The 25759-nt window shown below is 70.0% G+C and carries 27 protein-coding genes; 15 read left to right on the top strand and 12 right to left on the bottom strand.

The window, feature by feature from the left end; genetic code table 11:
* Nucleotides 1-15 precede the first annotated feature (15 nt).
* From QYS60_RS17600 to QYS60_RS17590, 3 genes are all read right to left on the bottom strand, one after another.
* A complete protein-coding gene (locus QYS60_RS17600) occupies nucleotides 16-1425 on the bottom strand; it encodes an amino acid permease (protein ID WP_040781002.1) in 1410 nt (469 codons plus the stop codon).
* On the bottom strand, nucleotides 1418-2683 hold the full coding sequence (locus QYS60_RS17595) for a Glu/Leu/Phe/Val dehydrogenase dimerization domain-containing protein (RefSeq protein WP_003934456.1): 1266 nt from the start codon (nucleotides 2681-2683) through the stop codon (nucleotides 1418-1420). Before QYS60_RS17595 ends, QYS60_RS17600 begins: the two co-directional genes overlap by 8 nt.
* A gap of 208 nt (nucleotides 2684-2891) precedes the next feature.
* Nucleotides 2892-3401, bottom strand: a complete 510-nt coding sequence (locus tag QYS60_RS17590) for an Lrp/AsnC family transcriptional regulator (protein ID WP_003934455.1) — start codon at nucleotides 3399-3401, stop codon at nucleotides 2892-2894.
* 184 nt (nucleotides 3402-3585) lie between these two features.
* Between QYS60_RS17590 and hppD the strand changes: the two genes are divergently transcribed.
* Nucleotides 3586-4791 (top strand): 4-hydroxyphenylpyruvate dioxygenase, encoded by a 1206-nt coding sequence (hppD, locus tag QYS60_RS17585; protein WP_003934454.1) that lies wholly within the window; start codon nucleotides 3586-3588, stop codon nucleotides 4789-4791.
* A gap of 18 nt (nucleotides 4792-4809) precedes the next feature.
* Here hppD and QYS60_RS17580 read toward each other — a convergent pair whose 3' ends face one another.
* Nucleotides 4810-5253, bottom strand: coding sequence for an SRPBCC family protein (locus QYS60_RS17580; RefSeq protein WP_371383822.1), 444 nt, complete (start codon nucleotides 5251-5253; stop codon nucleotides 4810-4812).
* A gap of 139 nt (nucleotides 5254-5392) precedes the next feature.
* Nucleotides 5393-5836, bottom strand: coding sequence for an SRPBCC family protein (locus tag QYS60_RS17575; protein ID WP_054372077.1), 444 nt, complete (start codon nucleotides 5834-5836; stop codon nucleotides 5393-5395).
* A 142-nt stretch (nucleotides 5837-5978) separates the two neighbouring features.
* On the opposite strand from QYS60_RS17575, the gene QYS60_RS17570 reads away from it, so the two are divergent.
* The 5 genes from QYS60_RS17570 to QYS60_RS17550 all read left to right on the top strand — a co-directional run bounded on the left by QYS60_RS17570 (nucleotide 5979) and on the right by QYS60_RS17550 (nucleotide 11691).
* The gene (locus QYS60_RS17570) at nucleotides 5979-7106 is read left to right on the top strand and encodes an NDMA-dependent alcohol dehydrogenase (RefSeq protein WP_003934451.1); all 1128 of its coding nucleotides are present in this window, start codon (nucleotides 5979-5981) and stop codon (nucleotides 7104-7106) included.
* Between the two features lie 108 nt (nucleotides 7107-7214).
* Nucleotides 7215-7835 carry a TetR/AcrR family transcriptional regulator gene (locus tag QYS60_RS17565; RefSeq protein WP_003934450.1) on the top strand — a complete coding sequence of 207 codons (621 nt, stop codon included), beginning with the start codon at nucleotides 7215-7217 and terminating at the stop codon, nucleotides 7833-7835.
* A gap of 864 nt (nucleotides 7836-8699) precedes the next feature.
* Complete coding sequence (locus QYS60_RS17560; protein WP_371383786.1) at nucleotides 8700-9914, top strand: acyl-CoA dehydrogenase family protein; 1215 nt, start codon at nucleotides 8700-8702, stop codon at nucleotides 9912-9914.
* Nucleotides 9911-10942 carry a phosphotransferase family protein gene (locus QYS60_RS17555; RefSeq protein ID WP_371383785.1) on the top strand — a complete coding sequence of 344 codons (1032 nt, stop codon included), beginning with the start codon at nucleotides 9911-9913 and terminating at the stop codon, nucleotides 10940-10942. The genes QYS60_RS17560 and QYS60_RS17555 overlap by 4 nt, the downstream gene beginning before the upstream one ends.
* Nucleotides 10939-11691: an SDR family NAD(P)-dependent oxidoreductase gene (locus QYS60_RS17550; RefSeq protein ID WP_371383784.1), complete on the top strand. Its 753-nt coding sequence runs from the start codon at nucleotides 10939-10941 to the stop codon at nucleotides 11689-11691. The genes QYS60_RS17555 and QYS60_RS17550 overlap by 4 nt, the downstream gene beginning before the upstream one ends.
* A 4-nt stretch (nucleotides 11692-11695) precedes the next feature.
* Here QYS60_RS17550 and QYS60_RS17545 read toward each other — a convergent pair whose 3' ends face one another.
* On the bottom strand, nucleotides 11696-12961 hold the full coding sequence (locus tag QYS60_RS17545) for a helix-turn-helix domain-containing protein (protein WP_003934446.1): 1266 nt from the start codon (nucleotides 12959-12961) through the stop codon (nucleotides 11696-11698).
* Nucleotides 12962-13181: 220 nt separating this feature from the next.
* Here QYS60_RS17545 and QYS60_RS17540 point away from each other — a divergent pair, with 220 nt between their 5' ends.
* The gene (locus tag QYS60_RS17540; RefSeq protein ID WP_371383783.1) at nucleotides 13182-14237 is read left to right on the top strand and encodes a 2,3-butanediol dehydrogenase; all 1056 of its coding nucleotides are present in this window, start codon (nucleotides 13182-13184) and stop codon (nucleotides 14235-14237) included.
* A gap of 3 nt (nucleotides 14238-14240) precedes the next feature.
* Here QYS60_RS17540 and QYS60_RS17535 read toward each other — a convergent pair whose 3' ends face one another.
* Nucleotides 14241-14873 (bottom strand): hypothetical protein, encoded by a 633-nt coding sequence (locus QYS60_RS17535; RefSeq protein ID WP_003934444.1) that lies wholly within the window; start codon nucleotides 14871-14873, stop codon nucleotides 14241-14243.
* A gap of 327 nt (nucleotides 14874-15200) precedes the next feature.
* Here QYS60_RS17535 and QYS60_RS17530 point away from each other — a divergent pair, with 327 nt between their 5' ends.
* On the top strand, nucleotides 15201-15659 hold the full coding sequence (locus QYS60_RS17530; protein WP_371383782.1) for a hypothetical protein: 459 nt from the start codon (nucleotides 15201-15203) through the stop codon (nucleotides 15657-15659).
* Between the two features lie 65 nt (nucleotides 15660-15724).
* Here the strand turns inward: QYS60_RS17530 and QYS60_RS17525 are convergent, their stop codons facing one another.
* On the bottom strand, nucleotides 15725-16039 hold the full coding sequence (locus QYS60_RS17525; RefSeq protein ID WP_371383781.1) for a hypothetical protein: 315 nt from the start codon (nucleotides 16037-16039) through the stop codon (nucleotides 15725-15727).
* A 316-nt stretch (nucleotides 16040-16355) separates the two neighbouring features.
* On the opposite strand from QYS60_RS17525, the gene QYS60_RS17520 reads away from it, so the two are divergent.
* The 7 genes from QYS60_RS17520 (at nucleotide 16356) to QYS60_RS17490 (ending at nucleotide 22454) form a co-directional block, all read left to right on the top strand.
* Nucleotides 16356-16616, top strand: coding sequence for a type II toxin-antitoxin system Phd/YefM family antitoxin (locus tag QYS60_RS17520; RefSeq protein ID WP_003934441.1), 261 nt, complete (start codon nucleotides 16356-16358; stop codon nucleotides 16614-16616).
* A gap of 2 nt (nucleotides 16617-16618) precedes the next feature.
* The gene (locus QYS60_RS17515) at nucleotides 16619-16879 is read left to right on the top strand and encodes a Txe/YoeB family addiction module toxin (protein WP_371383780.1); all 261 of its coding nucleotides are present in this window, start codon (nucleotides 16619-16621) and stop codon (nucleotides 16877-16879) included.
* Between the two features lie 132 nt (nucleotides 16880-17011).
* On the top strand, nucleotides 17012-18631 hold the full coding sequence (locus tag QYS60_RS17510) for an alpha/beta fold hydrolase (RefSeq protein WP_371383779.1): 1620 nt from the start codon (nucleotides 17012-17014) through the stop codon (nucleotides 18629-18631).
* A 755-nt stretch (nucleotides 18632-19386) separates the two neighbouring features.
* The gene (locus QYS60_RS17505; protein ID WP_371383778.1) at nucleotides 19387-20634 is read left to right on the top strand and encodes a hypothetical protein; all 1248 of its coding nucleotides are present in this window, start codon (nucleotides 19387-19389) and stop codon (nucleotides 20632-20634) included.
* 38 nt (nucleotides 20635-20672) lie between these two features.
* Nucleotides 20673-21479 (top strand): acyl-CoA thioesterase domain-containing protein, encoded by an 807-nt coding sequence (locus QYS60_RS17500; protein ID WP_371383777.1) that lies wholly within the window; start codon nucleotides 20673-20675, stop codon nucleotides 21477-21479.
* A 152-nt stretch (nucleotides 21480-21631) separates the two neighbouring features.
* Nucleotides 21632-22090 carry a helix-turn-helix domain-containing protein gene (locus tag QYS60_RS17495; RefSeq protein WP_371383776.1) on the top strand — a complete coding sequence of 153 codons (459 nt, stop codon included), beginning with the start codon at nucleotides 21632-21634 and terminating at the stop codon, nucleotides 22088-22090.
* A 97-nt stretch (nucleotides 22091-22187) separates the two neighbouring features.
* Nucleotides 22188-22454 carry a DUF86 domain-containing protein gene (locus tag QYS60_RS17490; RefSeq protein ID WP_371383775.1) on the top strand — a complete coding sequence of 89 codons (267 nt, stop codon included), beginning with the start codon at nucleotides 22188-22190 and terminating at the stop codon, nucleotides 22452-22454.
* A gap of 120 nt (nucleotides 22455-22574) precedes the next feature.
* On the opposite strand, the gene QYS60_RS17485 is transcribed toward QYS60_RS17490, so the two are convergent.
* From QYS60_RS17485 to QYS60_RS17470, 4 genes are all read right to left on the bottom strand, one after another.
* Nucleotides 22575-23942 (bottom strand): hypothetical protein, encoded by a 1368-nt coding sequence (locus tag QYS60_RS17485; RefSeq protein ID WP_371383774.1) that lies wholly within the window; start codon nucleotides 23940-23942, stop codon nucleotides 22575-22577.
* A 90-nt stretch (nucleotides 23943-24032) separates the two neighbouring features.
* Entirely contained in the window at nucleotides 24033-24200 is a 168-nt protein-coding gene (locus QYS60_RS17480) for a hypothetical protein (RefSeq protein ID WP_210063094.1), read from the bottom strand.
* A 234-nt stretch (nucleotides 24201-24434) separates the two neighbouring features.
* Complete coding sequence (locus QYS60_RS17475; RefSeq protein WP_255325546.1) at nucleotides 24435-24557, bottom strand: hypothetical protein; 123 nt, start codon at nucleotides 24555-24557, stop codon at nucleotides 24435-24437.
* Between the two features lie 346 nt (nucleotides 24558-24903).
* Entirely contained in the window at nucleotides 24904-25581 is a 678-nt protein-coding gene (locus QYS60_RS17470; RefSeq protein WP_371383773.1) for a TMEM175 family protein, read from the bottom strand.
* Between the last annotated feature and the right edge of the window lie 178 nt (nucleotides 25582-25759).

Raw genomic sequence — 25759 nt, 5'->3', positions numbered from 1 at the left:
TCGTCTGTACGGTCGTTACGGCTGCCGGGCCGCCTGCCGGCGGTGCAGGAGCCAGCACGCGCCCGCGATCGTGGCCGTGAGGGCGCCGGTCGCGACGAGCTGGGTGCGCGCGGCCGAGTCGAACAGTGCCAGCACGGCGATGCCGGCGAGCAGTCCGAGCGTCGCGTACGACAGGTACGGGAAGCCCCACATCTTCAGCGGCAGAGCGTCTTCGGTGCCGTCGCGACGTGCCCGCTTACGCAGCACCAGGTGCGAGACCGCCACGAACGTCCACAGCACGAGGATGGTCGAGCCGACCGCGTTGAGAAGCAGCGGCAGGACCTTGTCGGGACGCACGTAGTTGAGTGCGACGGTGACGAATCCGAACGCCACCGAGGCCAGGACCGCGTTGCGGGGCACGCCGTTGGCGGCCACCCGGCCGAACACCGGGTACGCCGAACCGCGCTGCGAGAGCGAGTAGATCATCCGGGAGGCGCTGAAGAGCATCGCGTTGAGCGAGGACAGCAGCGCCACCACGACAATCACGGTCATCACCGCGGCCGCCCCCGGCACCGAGCCGGCGTTCAGCACCGCGACGAACGGTCCCGTGACGAGATCCTCAGACGTCCACGGCAGCACCGTCACCATGATCAGCACCGAGCCGATGTAGAAGACCAGGATGCGCCAGATCAGCGTGCGCACAGCGCGGCCGACGTTGCGGCGCGGATCCGAGGTCTCGGCGGCTGCGATCGCGATGATCTCGGTGCCGCCGAACGCGAACACCACGATGAGCAGGCCGGCGGCGATGCCGGCGATACCGGTGGGGGCGAAGCCTCCGTGTGCGGTCAGGTTCGCGAACCCGGTGCTGTCGAAGGCCGGCACCCACCCGGCGATCATCGCGACGCCGATCGCGAGGAAGGCGACGATGGCGACGATCTTCAGTGCCGCGAACCAGAATTCGACCTCACCGAACCGGCGCACGCCGACGAGATTCACCCCGGTGAGGACGACCATGAAGAACAGGGCCGCGGCCCACTGCGGGATCCCGGGGATCGAGGCGGCGGTGATGGCGGCGGCGCCGGTGGCCTCCGCCGCGATCACGATGACCACCTGGATCCAGTACAGCCAGCCGATGGTGCGACCGGCGACGGAACCGAGGGCGTTCTCCGCGTGCACCGAGAACGCACCGCTGGCGGGGTTCGCGGCCGCCATCTCGCCCATCATCCGCATGATGAGGACCACGAGGGCGGCGGCGGCGAGGAACGAGACGAGGATGGCCGGGCCGGCGACCGCGATACCGGCGCCGGAGCCGACGAACAGGCCCGCACCGATCGCGCCGCCGAGACTCATCATCACCAGCTGCCGCGGTCGCATCGCCTGGTGCAGCATCGCCCGCGGTGCGGGCGCGGTCGTGGTGACCGGTGGGGTGGCCAAGGTATCAGTCATCGATGCGCTCCCCGGCCGGCACCAGCTGGTCGAGGGCGATCTCGAACGCCGTGGCCGCGACGCCCGTATGGTCGGCGCTGCGATCGTGGCAACGCTGCAGCGCACCGGCGACGGTGTCGGAGACGTCACCGAAGATCGCGGCGTCGGAGACCTCGACGTCGCCCTCCATGAGCTGCGCGAAGGCGCGGGCCATGCCGCTGTTGGCGATGAAGTCGGGGATCACCGAGACGGACTTGTCGGCGTGCTCGTAGGTGGGACCGTAGAAGATCTCGTCGTCGGCGAAGGGGACGTTCGCTCCGCTGGCGATCACCTCGAGCCCCGCCGCAACCATACGGTCGACCTGCTCACGGGTGACCAGCCGGGACGCGGCGCACGGGAGGAAGACCTCGGCACCGAGGTCCCAGATCGCGTCGTGCACCTCGGTGAACGGGCGCATCCGGTCGCTGCGGAGCGCGTTGCCGTTCTTGGTCAGCAGCAGGGTGCGCACCTCGTCGAAGTCGAGCCCGTCCGTGTCGAGGATGCCGCCGTCGCGGTCGATGATGCCGACGACGCGGGCGCCGGCCTGCGCCAGGTAGTAGGCCGCGGCCGCACCGACGTTGCCCCAGCCCTGGACGATCACGCGCTTACCGGCGAGCTCGCGGTTGCCGGCCGCGTCCCCGTAGATGCGGTAGTGGTGGCGCACCGACTCGGCGACGCCCCAGCCGGTGATGAGATCGGCCACCGTGTACTTCGCGTCGGGGGCGGGGGTGAAGCGGGTGTCCTCGACGACCTTGGCCACACCGAGCCGCAGCTGCCCGACCCGCTGGATGCGCTCGCGCTCGTCCGCGGCGAAGTGCCCGTTGACGACGCCCTCCTGGGGGTGCCACAGACCGTTGCTCTCGGTGAGCGGCACGACCTCGGTCATCTCGTCGACGTTCAGGTCGCCGCCGGTGCCGTAGTAGGCGCGCAGCAGCGGCGCGACGGCCGCGAACCAGCGGCGCAGCACCCCGTCCTTGCGGGGGTCGGACGGATCGAAGTCGATGCCGGACTTGGCGCCGCCGATGGCCGGGCCGGAGACGGTGAACTTGACCTCCATCGTCTTGGCCAGGGACTCGACCTCGCGGCGGTCGAGGCCGCGGCGCATGCGGGTGCCGCCGCCGGCCGCTCCGCCGCGCAGGGAGTTGATGACGACCCAGCCGCGGGCAGTGGTCTCGGTGTCGTGCCACTCGAAGACGATCTCGGGGGCCTTGTCCTCGAAACGGGTCAGCAGGTTCTTCATGTCTTCTCTCGGGAGTCGGGACGGTGCGGTGCCCGGTGCGGGCGAATGAAGAAGACTGTGACCGTGGTTACAAAGGGCGCGCAAGTGCGGCCTGCGCTACTGGTCAGCCTGAAGAGCTGTAGTGCAGCGGGCCGCTGATTTTCTGTGCAGTGTGCAGAGCTGACTCGCCGTTTTCGGCGGGGGCGGGCTGGTGGTCCGGATTTCAGCTCTACCGGCGGTAGGCGGGCGCTTTGGCAGTTCTGCCCGGTTGGAGCGTGCGCAGCAGCGGCATGGCCCGGTAGCGGACCACCTCCGACAACACCATGACGCTGGTCGACCGGGCGACGATCGACGAGCGGTTCAGTTCGATCAGCGTCTGCTGCAGCCCGAGGTGGGAGTCCGCGGCGATCCGGCACAGGATGTCGCCGGCACCGGTCGTCGCGAACGCCTCGAGTACCCCCGGAATCGCTTCCAGCACATCGGTTATCGCTTCGAGCGCGCCCTGGACGATCTCCATCGTCACGAACGCCTGGACCTCGAATCCGGCGGCCGCCAGGTTCAGGCGCGGTTCGTAGCCGGCGATGACGCCGGACTCTTCGAGCCGGCGCAGCCGTGCCGAGACCGTCGCGCGCGCCACCCGTAGCCGCCGGGACAACTCCAGCGCGCCGATCTTCGGATCGGTGTGCAGCGTCTCCAGGAGCGCGAAATCCAACTCGTCCAGCTGCACGGCGTCACGCATAGCCGTTCCTTCCGAAGAGGCGGCGGAAACTGTGCCGATTGTATAGCGGCACGCCCGGCTTCCCTCGTTTTCCAGTCAGGTCGGCCAGCTGGAATGGGGGAGATTGCGCTGCCCTCGCGACAGGTTTTTCCTGGTGACACACGACACACCGATGGCGCCGCGTCCGGCGGCAGGAGGAATCGCCATGACTCTCGAGTTCACCCTTACCGACAGCGAGAAGCTCGCCCAGCTGAACGCCGAGGAACTGCGGCAGCTCGTCGGCCTCGTCGAGTACGACGCCGAGCGGGACCCGTTCCCCGTCAGTGGCTGGGACGCGGTGGTCTGGGTAGTGGGTAACGCCACGCAGACCGCGCACTACTACCAGTCCGCGTTCGGAATGGAACTGATCGCCTACTCCGGTCCCACCACCGGCAACCGCGACCACCACGCCTACGTCCTGCGGAGCGGGGCGGTGCGGTTCGTCGTCAAGGGTGCGGTGGATCCGGACAGCCCGCTCGTCGAACATCACCGCCGGCACGGCGACGGGGTCGTCGACATCGCGCTGCAGGTGCCCGACGTCGACAAGTGCGTCGCGCACGCCCGGGCCCAGGGCGCGACGGTGCTCGAGGAGCCGTACGAGATCAGCGACGAGCACGGCACGGTCCGTCTCGCCGCGATCGCCACCTACGGCGAGACCCGGCACACCCTCGTCGACCGCTCGCGGTACTCCGGCACGTATCTGCCCGGCTACGTGGACAAGTCGTCGACCTACCGCAAGCGCGACGGCGCTCCCAAGCGGATCTTCCAGGCGCTCGACCACGTGGTCGGCAACGTCGAACTCGGCCACATGGACGAGTGGGTCGACTTCTACAACCGCGTCATGGGATTCACCAACATGGCCGAGTTCATCGGCGACGACATCGCCACCGACTACTCGGCCCTGATGAGCAAGGTGGTCTGCAACGGCAACCACCGCGTCAAGTTCCCGCTCAACGAGCCGGCCGTGGCGAAGAAGCGCTCGCAGATCGACGAGTACCTCGACTTCTACCGCGGTCCCGGCGCGCAGCACCTAGCGCTGGCCACCAACGACATCCTCACCGCCGTCGACCGGCTCCGCGAGGAGGGCGTGGAGTTCCTCGCCACCCCGGACGCCTACTACGAGGACCCCGAGCTGCGGGCCCGGATCGGCGAGGTGCGGGTGCCGATCGAGGAGCTGCAGAAGCGCGGCATCCTCGTCGACCGCGACGAGGACGGCTACCTGCTGCAGATCTTCACCAAGCCGATCACCGACCGGCCCACCGTCTTCTTCGAACTGATCGAACGGCACGGTTCGCTCGGCTTCGGCAAGGGCAACTTCAAGGCCCTGTTCGAGGCGATCGAGCGGGAGCAGGAAGCGCGCGGCAACTTCTGACACTTCCGCGCTGCGGGATCAGGCGTTCCGGACGACCTGGTCCCGCAGCGCGTTCTCGGTCCGCCGCACGATCGTGCCCACCAGGGGCTCGATGAGCAGCCCGGCCGCACGCCCGGCCAGACCGCCGGGCAGCTGGTAGCCGAAGTCGACGGCGAGCCGCATGTCGCCGTCGCCCAGGTCGTCGAACTGCCACGCCGACCGGGTGCGGAACCCGGAGATCGAGCTCAGCACGATCCGGTGGTTGTCTTCCCACTCGACGATCTCGAGCCGGGAGTCGAAGGTGGCCGGCCCGATCCGCATGCACGCGTCGAACACCGCGCCCACACCGCGGACCTGCCTGCCCACGGGCTCGAAGCGGGTCACGCCGTACATCCACTCCGGGACCGTGCGGTGGTCGGCGACATACGCGAAGGCGGTGTCGAGTTCGACGTGCGCCACCCCGTCGTGGCGCACGTGGATCATGTGACGGGCGTCGGGCATCGGGCACCTCCGCCGGGAACCTAGCGGACATGCTCGCGCCTTCGGAATCCGCCCGTGCCACAGGGCGGGCGAATTCCGGACGAGCGGGCGAATTTCCCTGCTCGCAGACAGCGCGCGCCGCTCAGGCGACGCGGCCGAGATTCGAGCGCAGCGCCTGTTCCGTCTGGCGGATCGCGGTACTCACCACCGGTTCGACGAGCTTGCCCAGTGCCCGTCCGGCCAGCCCGCCGGGGAGCTGGTAAGCGAAGTCGACATCGAGGCGGACCCGGCCGTCGCCGAGATCGGCGAGTTCCCACCACGAGGAGGTGCGGAACCCGGCGATGGAGTCGAGGACGATCCTGCGGTCGAGTTCCCAGTCGACGATCGCCAGGCGTGAATCGAGGCCCTTCGGGCCGATCTGCATGGTGGCGTCGAAGATCGCGCCGATGCCGTTGACCTGCGATCCCACCGGTTCGAAGCGGTGGACGCCGTACATCCATTCGGGGACCGTGCGGTGGTCGTCGAGGTAGGCGAACGCCACGTCGACGGGGACCTCCGCGACGGCGCTGTGACGGATGTGGATCATCTGTACCTCCGTGGGGACATTTCTGTTACCCAAAGTATCAGGTAACTCGCGTCCTGGGGAGATCCTCAAAGCGGTCCGTTCGGACGCTCGTCCTGCTCTACTCATGGTGACACAGTTCACAGTGGATCCGGTGGGAGGGTTCGTGAAGACCAAGGCTGCGGTGATCAAGGGGCTCAATCAACCGTGGGAGATCGAGGAGATCGACCTGGGCGATCCGGTCGCCGGCGAAGTACAGGTGCGTCTGGCTGCGTCCGGACTGTGCCATTCCGACGAACATCTGCGCACCGGCGCGACGCCGATGGCGTCCTTCCCCATCCTCGGCGGGCACGAGGGTGCCGGCGTGGTCACCAAGGTCGGACCGGGCGTGACCAACATCCGGGAGGGCGACCACGTCGTGCTCGCCTTCATCCCGGCCTGCGGACGGTGCCGCGCGTGCGCGAAGGGCCTGCAGAACATCTGCGACGAGGGGGCGAACCTCCTCACCGGGCAGGCGATCGCCGACAAGACCCACCGGGTGACGCTCAACGGTGACCCGGTGATCCAGATGTGCCTGCTCGGCACGTTCGCGCCCTACGTCACCGTGCACGAGGCGTCGGTCATCAAGATCGAGGACGACATCCCGCTCGACAAGGCCGCCCTGCTCGGCTGTGGCGTCGCCACGGGCTGGGGCTCCGCGACGGCGATCGGCGGCACCAAGGTGGGTGACTCCGTCGTCGTGATCGGCATCGGCGGCGTGGGCATCAATGCGGTACAGGGTGCTGCGCACGCGGGTGCCCGGCACGTCGTGGCCGTCGATCCGGTGGAGTTCAAGCGCGATCAGGCCAAGAAGTTCGGGGCGACCCACACCTTCGCCTCGATCGAGGAGGCGCTGCCGGTGATCGGCGAGATCACCTGGGGTGCGATGGCCGACGTCACGATCATCACCGTCGGCGAGATCCACGGCGACATCATCGCTCCGTCCATGGCGCTGACGGGCAAGGGCGGGCAGGTCGTCGTGGTCGGCATGGGTAGCGCCGCCGACACCCAGGTCACGCTGAGCCTGTTCGAGCTGACCCTGCTGCAGAAGCGGCTGCAGGGTGCGATCTTCGGTGGCGTCGGCCCGCGATCGCAGATCCCGAAGCTGCTCGACCTGTACCGGAGTGGACAGCTCGAACTCGACAAGCTGGTCACCAAGACGTACCGGCTCGAGGACATCAACGAGGGCTACGCCGACATGCACGAGGGTCGGAACCTGCGCGGCATGGTGCTCTACGGCGACGACGACTACTGACGAGAGCGAATACCGGCACCTCGCTCCGTGGCCGGCCGGCGGGGACGTTCGGCCGGCCCGCCGGCGGTGACGTTCGGCCGGCCCCGCAGGGTCGCCTACGGTGATGCCATGGAAACGCGTGAGGAAGCCGTCGAACCGGGGACATGGCGGCAGTACGGGCCGTCGACCCTGCCCAAGCCGCTCGAGGCTGCCCTCGAGGCGTTCGCCGAGCGGGGCTACGACGGCACCTCGATCCGGGAGGTCGCCGCCCGGGCCGGGTTGTCGGTTCCGGGTCTGTATCACCACTATCCGTCCAAGCAGGCGCTGCTGGTGTCGTTGACGACGCTGGTGATGCGTGATCTGCTCGACCGGAGCAGACAAGCCCTCGAGGAGGCCGGACCGACACCGTCCGAGCGGTTCGACGCCGTCGTCGAGTCGCTGCTGCGGTACCACATGTTCCGGCGCAACCAGGCGTTCGTCGCCTCCACCGAGATGCGCAGCATGGAACCGGACAACCGGAAGGCCTACATCGCGTTGCGCGACGAGCAGCAGCGAATGCTCGACGAGATCGTCCGGGACGGGGTGGCGAGCGGCGAGTTCGGTACCGAGTTCCCGGAGGATGCGAGCCGGGCGGTGACCACGATGTGTGTGGCCGTCGCCTCGTGGTACCGGCCGGACGGACCGCTGTCTCCCGACGAGGTCGTCCGCCGCTACCTCGCCATTGCGCGCTGCGCCGTAGGCGCTCGGTAGGCACGGCGCCGTAGGCGCTCGGTAGGCACGGCGCCGTAGGCGCTCGGTAGGCACGGCGCCGTAGGCGCTCGGTAGGCACGGCGCCGTAGGCGCTCGGTAGGCACGGCGCCGTAGGCGCTCGGTAGGCACGGCGCCGTAGGCGCTCGGTAGGCACGGCGCCGTAGGCGCTCGGTAGGCACGGCGCCGTAGGCGCTCGGTAGGCACGGCGCCGTAGGCGCTCGGTAGGCACGGCGCCGTAGGCGCTCGGTAGGCACGGCGCCGTAGGCGCTCGGTAGGCACGGCGCCGTAGGCGCTCGGTAGGCACGGCGCCGTAGGCGCTCGGTAGGCACGGCGCCGTAGGCGCTCGGTAGGCACGGCGCCGTAGGCGCTCGGTAGGCACGGCGCCGTAGGCGCTCGGTAGGCACGGCGCCGTAGGCGCTCGGTAGGCACGGCGCCGTAGGCGCTCGGTAGGCACGGCGCCGTAGGCGCTCGGTAGGCACGGCGCCGTAGGCGCTCGGTAGGCACGGCGCCGTAGGCGCTCGGTAGGCACGGCGCCGTAGGCGCTCGGTAGGCACGGCGCCGTAGGCGCTCGGTAGGCACGGCGCCGTAGGCGCTCGGTAGGCACGGCGCCGTAGGCGCTCGGTAGGCACGGCGCCGTAGGCGCTCGGTAGGCACGGCGCCGTAGGCGCTCGGTAGGCACGGCGCCGTAGGCGCTCGGTAGGCACGGCGCCGTAGGCGCTCGGTAGGCACGGCGCCGTAGGCGCTCGGTAGGCACGGCGCCGTAGGTGCTCGGTAGGGCGCCCTGGGTTGACCGCGCGGGGTGGGGTATGTCACGGTTGAGGCAACCGAGCGATCGATCGGTCGGGGTGAGGAGGAGGAATCGCGATGGCTGTCGATCTGTCGTACCCGGAACACGTCCAGGCGCTGGTGGCGAAGACCGAGGAGTTCGTCCGGGAGCACGTGCTGCCCGTCGAGGACGCCCACAACGGTGACATCACCGCCGCCGGGGGTGACGACCTGCGCGTGAAGCTGCAGCAGGCGGCCAAGGAGGCCGGTGTCTTCGCGCCGCACGCGCCCGTCGAGTACGGCGGCCACGGCCTCGGCATGGTCGACCGCGCCCCGGTGTTCGAGGCGGCCGGGTACTCGCTGTTCGGGCCGATCGCACTCAACATCGCCGCGCCCGACGAGGGCAACGTGCACATGCTCGCGCACATCGCCAGCCCGGAGCAGAAGGAGCAGTTCCTCGCGCCGCTCGCCCACGGCGACGTGCGGTCCGGCTTCGCGATGACCGAACCGGCCCCCGGCGCCGGATCCGATCCCAACGCCCTGACCACTCGCGCCGAGAAGGCCCCCGGCGGCTGGAAGATCAGCGGCCGCAAGTACTTCATCACCGGCGCCGACGGCGCCGGGTTCTTCATCATCATGGCCCGCACCTCCGGCGAACCCGGGCAGCGCGGCGGGGCGACGATGTTCCTCGCGCCCGCGGACGCTCCCGGCCTGACCGTCGGCCGGCACATCGACACCATCGACCGCGCGATGATCGGGGGCCACTGCGAGGTCTTCTTCGAGGACCTGTTCGTGCCGGACTCCGCCGTCCTCGGCGAGGTCGACCAGGGCTTCGCCTACGCGCAGGTGCGGCTCGGGCCCGCCCGCATGACCCACGTGATGCGCTGGCTCGGCGCCGCCCGTCGCGGCCACGACATCGCCGTCGCCCGCGTCGCCGAACGCGAAGGATTCGGGAGCAGACTCGGCGACCTCGGCATGATCCAGAAGATGGTCGCGGACAACGAGATCGACATCGCCGCCACCCGCGCCCTGCTGACGCAGGCGTGCTGGGAACTCGACCAGGGCTCCCACGCGTCGAACTCCACGTCCATCGCCAAGACCTTCGCTGCCGAGGCGGTGTTCCGGATCGTCGACCGCTCGATGCAGATGTGCGGCGGGCTCGGTGTCTCCGCCGACCTGCCCGTCGCGCGCCTGGCCCGCGAGGTCCGCCCGTTCCGCATCTACGACGGACCGTCCGAAGTGCACCGCTGGGCCATCGCCAAGCGGGCCGTCGGCGCCGCGAAGAAGGCCGCCGCGAAGGAGGGCCGGGCATGAAGACCGCACAGCACGAGGGGCTCGACCTGGGTGCCCTGCAACGCTATCTGGAGGACTCGGGCATCGCCCTCGACGGCGAACTGCGCGCCGATCTCATCTCCGGTGGCAAGTCGAACCTGACGTACGCGATCTCCGACGGCACGTCGCGGTGGGTGCTGCGGCGGCCGCCGACGGCGGGACTCACCCCGTCCGCCCACGACGTCGCCCGCGAATTCCGCATCACCTCGGCGCTCCAGGGCTGCGGTGTGCCGGTTGCCCGCACGGTCGCCCTGTGCGAGGACGACTCCGTGATGGGCGCCCCGTTCACCGTCGTCGAGCACGTCACCGGACGGGTGATCCGCACGACCGACGACCTCGCCACCCTGAGTGACACCGAGATCGAAGCGTGCACCGGCGAACTCGTCCGTGTGCTCGCCACCCTGCACTCGGTGGACTACGAAGCCGTCGGTCTCGGGAACCTCGGTCGCCCCGACGGGTACGTCGCGCGTCAGGTCAAGCTGTGGGCCGGTCAGTGGGGCCGGGTCAAGACCCGCGACCTCGACGACCTCGACCGCCTGCACGCCGCTCTCGCCGACTCGATTCCGCCATCGTCCGCGGCGTCGATCGTGCACGGCGACTACCGCATCGACAACACGATCCTCGATCCCGGCGACGCGGGAAAGATTGCGGCGGTGGTGGATTGGGAGCTGTCGACGCTCGGCGACCCGCTCACCGACGTCGCCCTGATGTGCGTGTACCGCAACCCCGCGCTCGACCAGGTGCTCGGCGAGTCCGCCGCATGGACCAGCCCGCGCCTGCCGTCGGCCGACGACCTCGCCCAGCGCTACGCGGCCGCGACCGGGCGCGAGCTCGCCCACTGGGACTTCTACATGGGACTGGCGAACTTCAAGCTCGCCGTCATCGCCGAGGGCATCAACCACCGCTGGCGCGTCGGCGCGACCGTCGGCGACGGCTTCGACAAGGCGGGGGAGGCCGTACCGGTCTTCGCCGCCGCCGGACTCGCCGCGCTGCGGGGAGGTGGCGCATGACAACCGATCTCGCCAGCCCCAGTGCGCTCGTCACGGGCGCGTCGCGCGGCATCGGGCTCGGTGTCGCCACCCGTCTCGCGCAGCAGGGCTACGGTCTGACGCTCACCGCGCGCGACGAGGCCCGGCTCGACGCGGTCGCCGCCGACCTTCGCGACGCGGGCGCGCCCGAAGTGCGCGTCGTCGCCGCCGACCTCGGCGATCCCGAAACCGCGAGCCGCGTCGTCGCGGCACACGAGGAGACGTTCGGCAGCATGCGAGCGCTCGTCCTCAACGCGGGCGTCGGCACCGCCGGCACCATCGCCGAGTTCCCGATGCGGCGGTTCGGCAAGACGGTGTCGGTGAACTTCGAGACCCCGTTCGCGTTCGTCCAGTCGGCACTGCCGCTGCTGCGCAAGGCCGCATCGGCCGCTCCGCGTCGTGGAGCGAAAGTGGTTGCGCTGTCGTCGATCACCGGTGTCTACGCCGAGGCGGGCCTGGCCGTGTACGGGGCGACCAAGGCCGCGCTGATCTCCCTCGTGGAGACCCTCAACGCCGAGGAGTCCGGCAACGGCATCAGCGCGTCGGCGATCGCGCCCGCCTACGTCGACACCGACATGTCCGACTGGATCAAGGACCGCATCCCCGCCGAGGAGATGCTCGAGGTGAACGACGTCGTCGAACTCGTCGACGCCGTGCTGCGGTTGTCGTCGCGCGCGGTGCTGCCGCGCCTGGTGCTCAGCCGCGCCGGGACGGACGCCTACCGGGCGTGAGCTCTCACCGGCCGTCCGCCAGCGCGCGGACGGCCGGGCTCGCGCTGTGCCGGACGAACGCGCAGTCCGAGAGCCGCTCGGCCGCACCGAGGGTGAGCGTCAGGTCGACCGAGTCGGCGAGCCGGTAGGGGCGGCTCTCGACGACGGAGCCGAGCGCGCGGCGTAGCCGGGACACCTCCGCCCGCACCGCGACGGCGTGGTCCGGGTCGCCGTAGATGCCGTTGCTGAGTTCGGTGACCGTCATCCCCTCGCGGCCCCGCAGGTGCAACATCAGCAGGATCTCCGCGTGCCGCGCGGACAGCGCGCTGCGCCACGTCGAGTCCGCGCCGCTGACGACCACCGTCGGCGCGCCGGACAGGTCGAGTTCCATCGTGATCCGCGCCGGACCCCCGGCGGGCCGGATCAACCAGCCGTGCGCGAGCTGCTCCGGGACGCACATCCCCAGGCCCGGCACACTCAGGGTGCGGTCGGCGGTCGGTGCCGCCACCCGCTTGGTGGCCGCGACGCCCGACGCGTGCGCCACCCACCCGTGCTCGTCGACGAGCAGCAGCGGACCGCTCATCGACGCGAGCACCGGTGCCGCGACCGTGCGCAGCCGCTCGAGCCGGTTCTCGTGCAGCCGCCACAGCTGCGCCTCGGCCAGCCGTACCGCCGTCTCCACCAGCGCACTGATCGTGGGATGGATCGTCAGCGCCGGACCGCTCACGTCGACCACGCCGAGCAGTTCCCCGGTGCGGGGATCGTGGATCGGGGCGGCCGTGCAGTACCAGGGATGCTGGGACTGCTCGAAGTGCTCGGCGGAGAACAACTGCACCGGGGCGGCCTCGGCGAGCGCCGTGCCGATCGCATTGGTGCCCACGGTCGACTCCGTCCACCGGGCGCCCTCGCTGAACCCCAGGCTGTCCGCCCGGCTGCGGACCTTCGCCGACCCGGCCCGCCACAGCACGATCCCGTCCGCGTCGGTCACCACCATCAGCATGTGCGACGCCTCGGCCACCGAGCACACCACCTGCTCGAGGTCGCCGATCACGCCCGACAGGGGCGAGGCGCGGCGCCGGCGTTCGACCTCGGCGAGCGGCAGCAGGGCGCGGGCGTTGCTGCCGTCGGGTGCGAGGCCGGCGCCGAGCACCCGCGTCCAGGACCGCGCGACCACCGACCGCGGCCGCAGCGGCGACTGGCCGCCACCGATCACCGCGTCGTGCATACGCGCCAGCTCGCGCGCGTATCGGTGCAGGTCGGTGCCCGGTTCGATGGCGCTGAAGTTGCCCACGGTCTCCGTCTCTCGTCGGTCGAGTTGCCGCGAGCATATGCCCTCGGGTGTGTCCGGCACCACACCCGACGGTACGCGCAACGCACTGCAACGTTTGCCGCGGCGACGTGCCCGCTGTGTGCTGGATCACGCGCCGGCCTCGGCAGCGGCGCACCCGGATGATCCCGCGTCGGACTAGGCCGACCATGATCCGACGCCCGTACAGCGAGGAGATCGACCCATGAAGGCAGCCCGCTTCCACGGCCCCGGGGACATCCGGGTCGAGGACATTCCCGAACCGGCCACCCGCCCCGGCACCGTCAAGGTGGAGGTGGAGTGGTGCGGCATCTGCGGCACCGACCTGCACGAGTACCTCGAGGGCCCGATCTTCGCCCCGCCCGCCGACACGCCGCACCCCGTCACCGGTGAGACCGTGCCGATCACCCTCGGACACGAGTTCGCCGGCGTCGTGGCGGAAGTCGGGGACGGCGTCGACGATCTGCGCGTCGGTGACCGGGTCGCGGTCGAGCCGTACATCATCTGCGGTCGCTGCGATGCCTGCCGCAACGGACGCTACAACGTCTGCGGCACATTGGGATTCGTGGGTCTGTCGGGCTACGGGGGCGGGTTCTCCCAGTACGTCGTCGCCGAGCGGCGCTGGATCCACCCGCTCGGCGAACTCGGCACCGACGTCGGCGCCCTCGTCGAACCCCTCGCCGTGGCGTACCACGCGGTGCGCCTGTCCGGAGCGCGACCGAGCCACTCGGCGCTCGTGTTCGGCGCCGGGCCGATCGGCCTCGTCACCACGTCGGCGCTGCGCGCCGCCGGTGTCGACCAGATCATCGTCGTCGAACCCGCCGACGTGCGGAAGAAGAAGGCCGAGCCGGCCGGCGCCGACCACATCATCGACCCGCGCGACGGCGACGTCACCGAGCAAGTCCTCGAGCTGACCGGCGGCCGCGGCGCCGACGTCTCCTTCGAATGCGCCGGCATCGACGCGGTGCTGAAGTCCGCGATCCTGTCCACCCGGGCGGGCGGCACGTGCGTCAACGTCGCGATCTGGGGCCACGAGGCGTCCGTCGCGATGAACGACCTGGTCTTCCGCGAGGTCAACCTGCTCGGCAGCCTGGCCTACGCGAACGACCATCCCGCGACGATCGAGATGATCGCCTCCGGCAAGGTCGACCCCTACCAGTTCATCACCGGCCGCATCGACCTCGACGACATCGTCGCCCACGGGTTCGAGGAACTGATCTCCAACAAGGAGGAGAACGTCAAGATCCTCGTCCGGCCGTGACGGTCAGTCGTCGTCGCCGTTCTCCTTGTCCTCGCCGCGGCGGCGCAGGAAGTTGAACCCCGGCACGCCGACGATCGCCTGCCGCACGTCCTTCGCCACCCCGAGCAGCTCGTGGATCTCCGGGGCGACGGTCTCGAGCGTGCCGAGGATCGGCATCAGAGCCGTCATCCGGTCCGCGAGCTCGGGCAGCTGATCGAGCAGCACGACCGCCGCGTGCACCTCCTCGGCGCTGAGCTCGTCGATGAACTGGCCGGCGAGCGGCGCGGCCCGCGTCGCCATCGGGGCATACGTGTCGAGCAGTTCGCCCGCCGAGTCGGACGTGCGGCCGGCCGACGCCACCACGTCCTGCGCGCGGTGCGCGACGGTCGCCGCCTCGCCGACCACCGCCGAACTGCTGTCGACGACCTCGCCGACCCTCCCGACGGTCGCGCGGGCGTCGGTGACCACGTCGTCGATCCGCGCGACGATCTCGCGGGCCTCGGTGACGACGCCGTCGATACGCCCCACCAGGGCCTCGGTCGTCTCGAGCAGGTTGACGACGCGGCCGGGGACGGACACCGCGAACTCGGCGACCTCCACGGTCCGGTCCAGGACGAGGCGGGCGGCTCCGACGGGCGCGGCGAGAAGCGACATCATGTGCTCATCCTGCCGGACGGAGGTGCCCGGCCCGCGCGGGGACCGGCGACGGTTCCGGGCGCCGACAGTCTCGACGGCATTCCGAGATCGGCGCCGATCGTCGGGGTGTGACACCGCAGTGGCGGACGCCGTATCGTTTTCGTCACCAGGTCTTCGGGCGAGCATCGGCCGTGTCGACCGGAGATCCGGGAGCGCGTCTCCGTAAGTGGCATTCGAAGTGAGTGGCATTCGAACCTACCGATTTCGAGCCCGGGCCGCTGCGGTCGCGCGACACTGCGGTCGGGGGCAACCCGCGACGCATTTCGCTCGGATCGGGAGGTAGCAGTGATGAATGTCCTCGACAAGACCACGCAGGTAGTCATCGGCACCGCCGACGCCACCACCCGCGCCGCCGGTGCCGTCGGCGGCGCCGCCATAGGCGCACTGACAGGCAGCGTGCGCGGCGCCGCCGAAGGAGCTCGCTCCGGTCTCGGCAGTGGAGCCGAGTCGACGCCGACGGCGGCGGCAACGATCGTCGTGCTGGGCGCTACCGGACTGGCAACCGGCATTGCCGCCGCGCCCGTGCTGGCCGGACTCGGCGCCACGGCCCTGGCCATCCGGCTGCTCACACCCCGCCCCACCCCGACGTCCGGCGCTCCCACGACCGAGCGTGCGCCGGCGCCGACCCCGGACACCACACCGACGAGCCCCGGCGCCGCCCCGACCGCGGCCGCGGCAAAGCCGTCGGCGGGAAAGTCGACGACTGGGGAGCCGCTGGCAAAGAAGGCGCCGGCAAGGAAGCGGTGATCGCCGTCCTGAATGCACCGCCGTCCTGAGTGCACCGCCGCGGGGACGGCGTCCGGTGCGCTCGGCTACGTCGCAGGGACGACTGCGGCGCCCGGGCTGCCGTCCGTCGCCGCCCCCGGGGCCGGCGAGCCAGGATCTTCGGCGGCGGACTTGGCATGCTCGGTGACCAGGACCTGGCCCACACCGATCGCCACCGCCACGGGCCACTCGATCAGATCCAACGCCACGAGCAGGCCGAGGCCGGCGAAATAGGCGAGTTGTTCGGGCCGGGGAATGCCGAGCCGGCCCACCAGGGGCAGGTGCACCGCGAAGCGTTCGGCGTCGCGGGCCACACCGGCAAGAGTGCGATGGGACTGCCAGAAGGACTGTTCGTCGGCCATGGCTATCTCTTTCGTGAGCTGTGCGTCCTCGGGACGCATCTCCAGGCTTCCATCCTCGATCCTAGGGCTCCCGTTCGGCCGGAGTCGTCGACCATCTGCCGGTTCGGCCGATTTCGCTCGGAGAGGTGGGCTCGCTTCAGACCGCGGCGGACGTAGGGGTGAGCCGTCAGTCGACGTACTGGCCGATCGAGTCGGCGGCGGCAGCGCGAGCAAGCCCCCCAATGGTCCGCAACCGATATCGATCAGGGGGAGCGAGGGGAAGGGGCCAGCCGCCGCGGCTAGAGGTACAATTTTCTGTACAAGGATGGAGGTCGTCATGCGAACTATGAGCTACAGCGAATCGCGCGCCCGGTACGCCGAGGTCTTGGACTCTGTCGTCAACGACCGAGAGGAGATCGTCATTACCCGCTCGGGCCACGAGCCCGTTGTGATCGTCTCCCTGGCGGACTTCGAGTCGCTGCGGGAAACGGCTTACCTGATGCGTTCACCGGCGAACGCTCGACGTCTGCTCGACGCGATGGAACGGCTCGAGGCAGGCGAGGGGCAAGTGCACGAACTGATCGAGGGTGACGACTGACCGTGCGGCCGGTGTGGGACGTCAATGCCTGGGAGGACTACCTGTGGTGGCAGACCCAGGATCGGAAGGTATTGAGACGCATCAACGCATTGGTACAGGACATCCTGCGCAACGGTAACGAAGGAATCGGCAAGCCTGAGCCGTTGAAACATGATTTCGCAGGCTATTGGTCCCGGCGCATTACGGATGAACAACGCCTGGTCTACAAGATCACTGACGCAGAGGTCCGCATCGCTGCGTGCCGCTATCACTACGGCCGGTGAGAGGCCTCGGCGAGACTCTCGAACCAGGGATTCGGGCCTGCGAAGCGGCAGCCGTGTCACCGGCGGCTGAGTTGGATGACGAGGGCCGCTTGTCCCTTGTGAAGCACCGGGAAACCGGCGCACGCTGGACACATGGCAGTCGCACCGAAGGTGGCGGTAGCAGGCGCGGCGGCAGCCGTGGTCTACGGACGCTTCGTGCGCCCGCGGCTCGTGCGGTGGGGCGCCACCGACGAGGAGGTCAGCGGGCCGTTCCCCGGTGCGGATCTGGTGCCCGACGGGGAGAAATCGGGCGCGATGGCCGTCACCATCGACGCGCCGCCCGAGCAGGTGTGGCCGTGGCTGGTGCAGATGGGCTGGGACCGCGGCGGCTGGTACTCCTGGGATCACCTGGACAACGCCGGTCGTCCGAGCGCCCGGGAAGTGCACCCGGAATGGCAGGACATCCGGCCCGGCGACCAACTGAAGTACTGGGCGCCCGGGGCGGGACCTCTGGACGCGTACAAGGTCGCGCGGGTCGAGCCGAACCGGTTCCTCGGGCTGTACGGGCTGATCGATCTGCGGGGCGGCACCCTCGACCCCGGTCAGCCGCGCCCGTCCGCCTATCTGGAAGGACTGTGGGGCTTCCAGCTGAAGGAACTGCCCGGCGGACGCACCCGCCTCGTCGTCAGCGGGTATCAAGCCGGCCGACCGCGATGGGTCGCGCGCCTCGTCTACTCCGGGATCTTTCCGCCGGTCGTGTGGATCATGCAGGCACGCATGCTGGCAGTCCTCAAGCGCAACATCGAAAATAGCTCGCGGACAACGAGTTCGAACACGGCAACAGGCGAGGTGCGACGACGTCACTCTCGTGGATTTTCGTCGGCAGCGGTGAAATGGCGTGGCAGCCTGCACCGCGTCCGGCCCGGCCGGGTCCCGATCCGGGACACCTCCCTCAATGTCGACGTGGTCGGGCAGGGACCTCCGTTGGTGGTCATGCACGGCGGACCGTCGGCGGATATGTGGACGATGCAGGCCTTCCGGCAGTGCGCGGACCGGTTCACGTTGGTGTTCTACGACCACCGCTGCAACGGGCGCTCGATCGGTGCACCCGTCGAAGCGATGACGTGGGAGAACCTCACCGCGGACGCCGACGCCCTGCGCGAGAGTCTCGGTTTCGAGCGGTGGGCGGTGCTCGGGCATTCGTTCGGCGGGCAGGTCGCGCTCGAGTACGCCCTGCGCTACCCCGAGCGGGTCACGCACCTCGTGCTGATTGACACGGGCGCCGACAGTCACTGGGAGCGGCAGAACGCGTCCGAGGTACTGCTCGCACGCGGCTACGGCCGGGAGAAGGCGGAGCTGGCGCGGCGGTGGTTCAACGGAGAATTCACCCCCCGCGAGTACTTTTCGATCTTCTCGCAGATCGGGGACGCGTACTTCCACGGCTCCGGCCTCGCCATGCTGGCGCGCGAACTGAGCAGCGGGGCGTGGCGCTCGAGGCCCCGGGCGGAGCCGCTGATCTTCGCGGGCCGGCACCTGATGAGGGACTGGACGGTCGTGGATCGGCTCGGTGAGATCACCGCCCCCACGCTCGTCGTGGCCGGGCGCGAGGACTTCGTGTTCCCGCCGCAGTGCCAACTGGAGCTGGCCGCCGGCATTCCCCATGCGCGCCTTCGGATCATCGACCGTGCCGGGCACAACCCGCACGACGAGCAGACCGCCGAGGTGATGGAGGCGGTGACGGACTTCCTCGGTGGCGGGGTTCCCGGCGGATGACGAATGTGCCCAGGATGAGGCACGTTGCGGAAGCGGACGCCCTGCGGGCGGCTGCCCTCGACCGAGCGGAGACCCTGCGGGTCCCTGTGTTCTTCGGCCCCTTCCCCGACGCTGCCCGGTCGCCATACCCCGATAGACCGTCTCGGCCAGCACTTTCGGCCCCACGTCGCGGGCGACGTGCGGCTGTGCTGGACCCGAACGAACGTGTCGACCCGCGCGATCAGGTGCCCCGCCACCAGCTACGGGGACAAAGGTACTGGTGCCCAGTCGGTTTCGAGCGCGACGAACTCGCGCTCGCAGCGTCCGTGCGCTGACGTCGGACCACGGGAGAGTAGCGACGTGGACCGGTGTGCCTCGGTTACCCTGGCGCACATCGGGAACAGCGATGCACGACGAGCCCCTCGATGCCGAGGGGCTCGTGCGTCAGGACGTCAACCGGGCGCGGGTGCCGCGGTGGGGGATCGGCGCGACGGAACGCGCGCGCGGTTGCGGGTACACGCCCCTGCCGGGCGTGTGGATAGACTCCACCCTACGGTGCATGACAGTCTCCTCTGTCGTGTGCCCAGACCCCGGTGCGGTGCTGCAACACCTGCCGGGGTCGACCTGTTTTCAGGCCAATGGAGGGATGGTGGCACGGCCGGCGCGTACCGTCAACTCGAACGCGCGTTCGGATGCCTCGGGCGTGCGTGACGAAATCCGAAGAGAGTCCGGCGCGTCGAGCACGCCCGAGGTGAGCCGCCCGGCGATGGTAGGGCGTGGCGTCAATTTTCCGATATGTCCTACTCGTCGTCGGCGGCTTCACCGCCGGCCTGGTGCTGGCCGCCCCGAGCGTCGACACCTATCCCTTGGCCGACGGGTTGCTGCCCGGCCCGGTGTTCACCTCCGACGTCGCCGCCGCTGCAGCGGGAGCGCTCGCGGCGCTGGCCGTAGCGGCAGCGATTCGCCGGCGCGTGCTCGCGGCCGCCCTGGTCGGCGCGATGGCGGTGGCCGTCGTCGCGCTGCCGGGAGGATGGCGGTTCGACGTGTACGTCGCGACGATCGGCGCGGGCCTGCTGCTCGGCGCGCTCGTCGTGCTGGGCGCCGAGAAGCTGCACACCGCGCTGGCCGGAGCGGTGGTCGCCGGGCTGCTGACGGCCGAGCCGCTCGCGCAGTTCCGGGAGCTGGACTCGGCGCCTCAGCGGTACGCGTCCTACCTGGCAGCGAGCGTTCAGCCGGTCGATGCCGTGTGGCTGCCGCTGGCGATCGTCGCCGCCGTCGCGGCGGGGGTGGTGGCGCTGACCGCCGGAAACGACACGGCGCCGGTCGCCCGGGCGCGCGGGCGGGAGGTGGCCATCGGCATCGGTGCGCCGATCCTCGGGGTGGGGCTGTACTGGTCGTTCCACCACGCGCTGTTCTCCCTGGACGACCTCGGGGAGGGTCGGTGGCTGTGGGGTCTGGTGGCGGTGCCGGTGCTCATCGCTGCGGCGCTGTGGCTGCGGGGACGGACGGGGACGGTGCTCCTGGCGGCGACGGCGATGGTCGTCGCCGTGGGCGGCGCCGTCTCGTGGTCGCCGGCCGCGTGGCCGGCGCTGCTGATCGGGCCGGTTCTCGTGGCTGTCGGTGTGTGGCTGGGTCGCCGCAGGCCGATGCCGCTGATCGGGGTCGGTCTGCTCGCGCTCGCCGCGGCTGCCGGGATCTTCGATCGTCCCCCGTGGGACAACGCGAATTTCGCGGCGACGGTCCTCGTGGTGCCGTTCGCCGCCGCGTACACGATCGTCGCGTCCCTGCCGTCGACGGCGCCCGTGACCGTCACCTCGCTGACCCTGCCGGCGGTGCTGGCGCTGCCGTTGCTCGCGCAGTTCGGGTGGACGGCCTACACCCCGCTCACCGACGACCCGGCCGGGTGGAGCCCGAGTGCGTGGGCGTGGTCGTCGGTGGGCGCGTCGACCGGCGCCGTCCTGGCCTGCGGTGCGGCGATGGCATGGCTTCGATACCGCAGCGCGAGCGAGGACCTCGGAACCTGACCGGGAGCCGCGGAAACGGACACTGCGAGAATCCGACCATGCCTGACTCCACGCGCGGATACTTCACCGAATCCGACGGCACGTGCCTTCCCACGAAGTACGCCGTCAGCCCCTGGTCGTCGACCATGCTGGCCGGGCCGTGCGTGACCGGCCTGCTCGCCCGGGAACTCGACAAGGACCACGGTCCCGACGGGTTCGTTCCCGCCCGGCTCACCGTCGACCTGTTCAGGCCCGTGCAGAACGCGCCCGTCCGGTTCGAGACGACCCGCGTGCGCGACGGCAACCGCATCCGCGTCGCCGACGCCTACCTCATCCAGGGCGACGACGTCACCGCCCGCGGTACCGTCGTCTACCTGCGCCCGTCCGAGCAGCCGCCGGGCACGGTGTGGACCCGCGACGAGCACCCGACGCCGCCCGTCGAGGCGCTCGACGACCCGGAGTCGGGATTCGCGCGCACCTGGTTCGGCAGCGACGCCCACCCCGAGGGCTGGTCGCAGGTGCGGGCCGAGCACCAGAACGCGAGCCGGAAACGCATGTGGTCCAGACAGATTCCGGTGATCGTGGGGGAGAGGATGTCGCCGTTCGTGCGGACCGCGGTCGTCGGTGAGGGCACCAGCTTCATGGCCAATTGGAGCGACGAGGGCGTCGGCTTCATCAACGGCGACCTCACCCTGACTCTCTCGCGGCTGCCCGTCGGCACCGAGGTCGGCGTCGAAGCCGACCACCACCTCAGCGCCGACGGCGTCGCGGTGGGCACCTCGGTGCTGTTCGACCGGCTCGGTCCGTTCGGGACGGGCGCCGTCACGTGCCTCGCGAACGCTCGTCGTCAGGTGAACTTCGGTTGAGCGGCACTGCCGGGAGCGCAGTTCTCGCGGCGGTTGCCCGGCGAGTCGTCACGAGAACTGCGCATCCGAGCGAGCCCGTGACTGGCTGCGGGACATGGGCCGCGTCCGGCCACATCACCTCAAGTGATAACAAAATCTGTTATCGTGATGTCGTGGCTGGCGGCTTCGGTGACTTCGTTCGCATCCGGCGGGGGATTCTGGGTCTCTCGCAGCGGGAGCTCGCCGAGCGCTCCGGCATCAAGCAGCCTCTGATCGCCGCAATCGAGACCGGACGACGGCAGCCGTCCGAGCCGGCCCGTTCGGCGCTGACGGCAGCGCTGCCCGTTCGCCCCTCCGAGGCTCTGGCAGCCCGACGTGGGGAAGTGTGCGAGCTCTTCGCCGAGGCGGGGCTGCCGAGCCCGAGGGTGTTCGGATCTGTGGCGCGTGGCGACGACGACTTCGCCTCGGATATCGACCTCATCGTGGATTTCAGCGACCGCCACGACATCGTCGACCTTCTCGGGTTGCAGCAGGCTCTGGAAGACATGCTCACCGTGCGGGTCGAGATCATCGACGGGCGAGCCGGGGGGCGGGTGGGGGACAGGGCCCGGGAGGAAGCCGTGGCGCTGTGACATCGGAGGAGCTGTGACATCGGAGGGGAATGCAGACGAGCGCGTTCGCCGTCGTTTACAGGACCTCGCCGATTTCGCGGCAGATGCGGCCTACACGGTGGGACTCGGTCTGGATGCCTACCTGGAGGACAGTCCCTACGGGCGCGTGCTGCGGAACAACGGCCGGCACGTCCTGATCCAGGTGGCCACGATCGTCGAGAAGCTGCCGGAGACGTTCAAGTCCGAGTTCCCCGGCGTCGACTGGGTGGCGATCGGACGGATGCGAAACCTGATCGCACACCACTACGACCGGGTGAACGACCGTCTCGTGTACTCGGCCTTGGTGACGCGGATCCCCGAGCTGAGCGCCACACTGGGGCATTGAGCTCGGTTCTCCGCCGCCCGCCTCGCAGGCTGGACAACGCCGGACATCGACAACCGTCGCGTTCGTTGTCGATGTCCGGAGCAGGTGTGGAGGGGCGGGCGCAATGCCCTGCGGCGCGACTCACCGGCGGTCTCGGCGTCGTCGCTTCGGCGCCCGTCGGCGCTCGACTGACTCGACGAACGCCACGGCCGCACCGGCGGCCACGGCGACGATCGCCGCAGCTGCCAGGACCTGCGTCGACGCCGTGAACGCGGTGACCGCAACGACGAACACCACCCAGGTCGCGGCAGCGGCCGTCGCCTTCGGGTCGGCCCACCGCGACCGACGAGTCGAGCGCAGGTGCAAGCGCTGCCACAACACCCGCTCTGCGGCGTCGCACAACTCCTCCACCGCCACCCGCGCCGCGGTGACCTCCTCGCCGCCGGACGACACGAGCAGGGTGCGTACCCAGGTCGGGTCGGTGTGCGCCGGACGGGCCTCGGCGGACAGCACGGCCAGTTCGACGAGTCGTACCCGTGCCCGGGCGACATCGTCGAGGGCGGTGCGGATCTCGTCGGGGTCGAGCGTCTCGTGCCGCCGCAGCGCGGTCAGCAGGCGACGGTGATCGGCATGCAGTTGTGCGCGCAGGCCCGCCCAGCCGATCAGGTGGTACAGCATCTCCCGGCCGTGCGCGCCGACGTGTCCGCCGCCGGCGGCGAGGTCGAGTAGCAACGCCCGGCCGTCCCCGCGTACGGCCACGTCCGTCGCTGCCGGTCGGTGCCAGGCCTGCAATCGTCCGCACGAGCGTGCGGCCGCCTCGGCCAGTGCACTGGCGGGTGGGCAGTCCACCAGCCGGCGCACCGCCTCGCGCCCGTCGCCGGCAACCTCGACCACCAGACCCTCGATCGAGGGTTCGTCGGTGAGGAAAGGCGCGGTGCGGACGGCCACCTGCGCGAGAGGGCGGTACACCTCGGTGTCGGGCAACCGCGTGTCCAGCCGCGGGAACAGGTCCACCAGACTGGCGTCGGCGGTGATCCCGAACGGGGCGAGGAAGGTGTCGAGGGTTCGCCGGAAGCCCGTCTCGGCGCCGTCGAACAGGGGGTCGCTGTGCCAGGTGAGCACGGCACCCGGTGGGTCGGCGGACAGGATCTCGCAGACCAGTACCGGTCCGGTGCCAGGGACCTCCCACAGCGACGCACATGCGCCCGCCGGTCCGTCGTACGGCCGCGAGTGCGCGGCGGAGGCAGGCGTCCCGAAGGTCAGCCGGGTGCCGGGCTCGGTGCGGTGCCGGAACGCCAGCAGGGCCGCGGGGCGTTCGAGATAGTCGGTGCCGCCGGCGATCCGGGCCGGCAGGAACGGCTCGGCGTAGGACACGGCGGGTACCGGGGGCGGTACAGGCCGTTCGCCGATGTCCAGGGGTAGGAACATCACCTTCAGCACAGCGGCCCGCACGGGTGTGCTGCCCGGCTCGAGCCGGGCGACGGGCGCGCTCGCAGGGATGCGCATCATGGTTCGGTCATCGCTTTCGACACCGGCCCACCGGGCCGAGACGACGCTCCGTCCCGGATGCATCGGCCGGGACGGAGCGAGGGGAGATGTTCAGTGCGGTGTGCGCGCGTCGGTGGTGTCCTGCAGCGCGACCACGTGCGCCAAGGCATCGTGGAGCCCGCGGCGGTAGCCCGCGGTGTGGGTGGACGATCCGACGGTCGCCAGTTCGTTTTCCAGATTGCTGCGAATATTCTGCAGCGCGTGTCTGGTGATTTTCATGCGGCTCGTGCCTTCTGCTCGGTGTTGTCCTTTCTCGCCATCGAGAATCCGGAGCATCGGGCGAGTTCGTCGAGTACGTACAACCGGGCGGTTTCCAGCCCCTGGCGGTATCCCGGAAAAACGATTTCGAGATTCCGGCCTCGCGTCATCATTTCCCCGATATTCCGGTACAGGGTCTCCAGAGTCGTTGTCGTGGAGTGCATTCGAATGAGTGTCCTGGCTCTGCTCGAGTGGTCAGCTCTTGCGCTTGCGGATGAGCTGACCCGCATCCTGAGCCTTGGCGCGTTTTTCCGCGCGGCGCTCCTTCAAAGCGCGGGCGGACTGTTTGGAACTTTTGACGGCGGACTTGGCAGCCATTGTCAATCCTTTCCGAATCGGCAATCGCGAACTCGGCTCGACCATACCCAAAAGAAAAAATAAGTCCACTTCGAAGGTGAGGCGTTCCCACACCCGCGCGCCGCTCGGTCATCCGAGTCGACGATCGTCGCCGCGGATGACCGGCTGGCGCGCGGCTATTGCCGGTGGACAGCCGGCTGCACCGGCAAGGCCGGCGTGATCGGATTCTGCACGGGCGGAGGGTTTGCGGTGCTCGCCGCGGCACCGAACTACGGGATGCTGCCGAGGAACGCGACCGAGGTACTGCGGGGCGCGGCCGGGAAGCTCGAGCGGGTGCTGTCCGAGCGGGTACCCGCTCTCCGGCCGGTCATCCGCTCTGACGATCGTCGCCGCGGATGACTGGGCGGCGAGCGGCTCCGATCGGTGACCTGACTCGAGCGCCGGACGGGTGTCGGCCGCGCCGCACGAGCCTCGTCAACGGACTCGACAGCAGCAACAGCAGAAGCGGATAGTACGACAGCGGCGGGACGGTGACGCTCAGGACCAGTGCGACCAGCAGGAGCGCCGTCAACGCGACGGTCCCCGCCAGATCCGGTGGCGCGGCACCTGCCGTGATGGCCGGGTGCCGGCCGGCGGCCCACGCCGACAGCATCAGCGCCGCCCCGCTGGCCGCCATGGTGCCGATGTACAGCGCGCGTGTCGCGGTCTCGTCGGAGTTCGTGGCCACCAGCGCGGAGGGAAACGGCAGGAAGATGATGGTGAACACCCACAGGAACAGGGCCCGATCGACCCAGGGATCGTCGGCGACGATGTCGCGCACCAGCCGGTGTTGCCCCCACCAGAACCGGAAGATGACGACGAAGCTCAGGGCGAACGCCCCGAGCGCCCCCGCGGCGTCGTGCAGCAATTCGATCGTCGTCCCCTCGTGATCGGAGGCTCGATCGACGAGCGGCAACACCAGCAGGGTGATCGCGATGGCCACGATCGCGTCGAGGAACGTCAGATACCGTTCGAAGCTCCGGGCCCGCTCTCTCGGTTCCGTCATGGCTCCTCAGCATGGCATCGCGCGTCCCGGCTCGGGGCCGAACCGGCGGTCAGGGCCGTGGGTCCGTGCGGGTCCAGCGGGGCCGATCGTGGCGTGTGGCCGCGGTGCAGCGGCGGCACGGTACGACACCGTGCTCGCCGGTGTCCGCCAGGTACAGCGCCTCGCTCCACGGCACGTG

Source organism: Rhodococcus sp. GXMU-t2271 (assembly GCF_041414735.1).
Taxonomy (GTDB): Bacteria; Actinomycetota; Actinomycetes; order Mycobacteriales; family Mycobacteriaceae; genus Rhodococcus; species Rhodococcus indonesiensis.
The sequence above is the reverse complement of the archived record's forward strand: the minus strand, read 5'-3'. Positions and strand labels throughout refer to the sequence as shown.

Bases quoted from the DNA above. Each gene is read 5' to 3' on its own strand.
- QYS60_RS17600 (WP_040781002.1), bottom strand. From the start codon at position 1,425: ATGACTGATACCTTGGCCACCCCACCGGTCACCACGACCGCGCCCGCA.
- QYS60_RS17595 (WP_003934456.1), bottom strand. From the start codon at position 2,683: ATGAAGAACCTGCTGACCCGTTTCGAGGACAAGGCCCCCGAGATCGTC.
- QYS60_RS17590 (WP_003934455.1), bottom strand. From the start codon at position 3,401: ATGCGTGACGCCGTGCAGCTGGACGAGTTGGATTTCGCGCTCCTGGAG.
- hppD (WP_003934454.1), top strand. From the start codon at position 3,586: ATGACTCTCGAGTTCACCCTTACCGACAGCGAGAAGCTCGCCCAGCTG.
- QYS60_RS17580 (WP_371383822.1), bottom strand. From the start codon at position 5,253: ATGATCCACGTGCGCCACGACGGGGTGGCGCACGTCGAACTCGACACC.
- QYS60_RS17575 (WP_054372077.1), bottom strand. From the start codon at position 5,836: ATGATCCACATCCGTCACAGCGCCGTCGCGGAGGTCCCCGTCGACGTG.
- QYS60_RS17565 (WP_003934450.1), top strand. From the start codon at position 7,215: ATGGAAACGCGTGAGGAAGCCGTCGAACCGGGGACATGGCGGCAGTAC.
- QYS60_RS17560 (WP_371383786.1), top strand. From the start codon at position 8,700: ATGGCTGTCGATCTGTCGTACCCGGAACACGTCCAGGCGCTGGTGGCG.
- QYS60_RS17555 (WP_371383785.1), top strand. From the start codon at position 9,911: ATGAAGACCGCACAGCACGAGGGGCTCGACCTGGGTGCCCTGCAACGC.
- QYS60_RS17550 (WP_371383784.1), top strand. From the start codon at position 10,939: ATGACAACCGATCTCGCCAGCCCCAGTGCGCTCGTCACGGGCGCGTCG.
- QYS60_RS17540 (WP_371383783.1), top strand. From the start codon at position 13,182: ATGAAGGCAGCCCGCTTCCACGGCCCCGGGGACATCCGGGTCGAGGAC.
- QYS60_RS17535 (WP_003934444.1), bottom strand. From the start codon at position 14,873: ATGATGTCGCTTCTCGCCGCGCCCGTCGGAGCCGCCCGCCTCGTCCTG.
- QYS60_RS17530 (WP_371383782.1), top strand. From the start codon at position 15,201: ATGAATGTCCTCGACAAGACCACGCAGGTAGTCATCGGCACCGCCGAC.
- QYS60_RS17525 (WP_371383781.1), bottom strand. From the start codon at position 16,039: ATGGCCGACGAACAGTCCTTCTGGCAGTCCCATCGCACTCTTGCCGGT.
- QYS60_RS17520 (WP_003934441.1), top strand. From the start codon at position 16,356: ATGCGAACTATGAGCTACAGCGAATCGCGCGCCCGGTACGCCGAGGTC.
- QYS60_RS17510 (WP_371383779.1), top strand. From the start codon at position 17,012: ATGGCAGTCGCACCGAAGGTGGCGGTAGCAGGCGCGGCGGCAGCCGTG.
- QYS60_RS17500 (WP_371383777.1), top strand. From the start codon at position 20,673: ATGCCTGACTCCACGCGCGGATACTTCACCGAATCCGACGGCACGTGC.
- QYS60_RS17485 (WP_371383774.1), bottom strand. From the start codon at position 23,942: ATGATGCGCATCCCTGCGAGCGCGCCCGTCGCCCGGCTCGAGCCGGGC.
- QYS60_RS17480 (WP_210063094.1), bottom strand. From the start codon at position 24,200: ATGAAAATCACCAGACACGCGCTGCAGAATATTCGCAGCAATCTGGAA.
- QYS60_RS17475 (WP_255325546.1), bottom strand. From the start codon at position 24,557: ATGGCTGCCAAGTCCGCCGTCAAAAGTTCCAAACAGTCCGCCCGCGCT.
- QYS60_RS17470 (WP_371383773.1), bottom strand. From the start codon at position 25,581: ATGACGGAACCGAGAGAGCGGGCCCGGAGCTTCGAACGGTATCTGACG.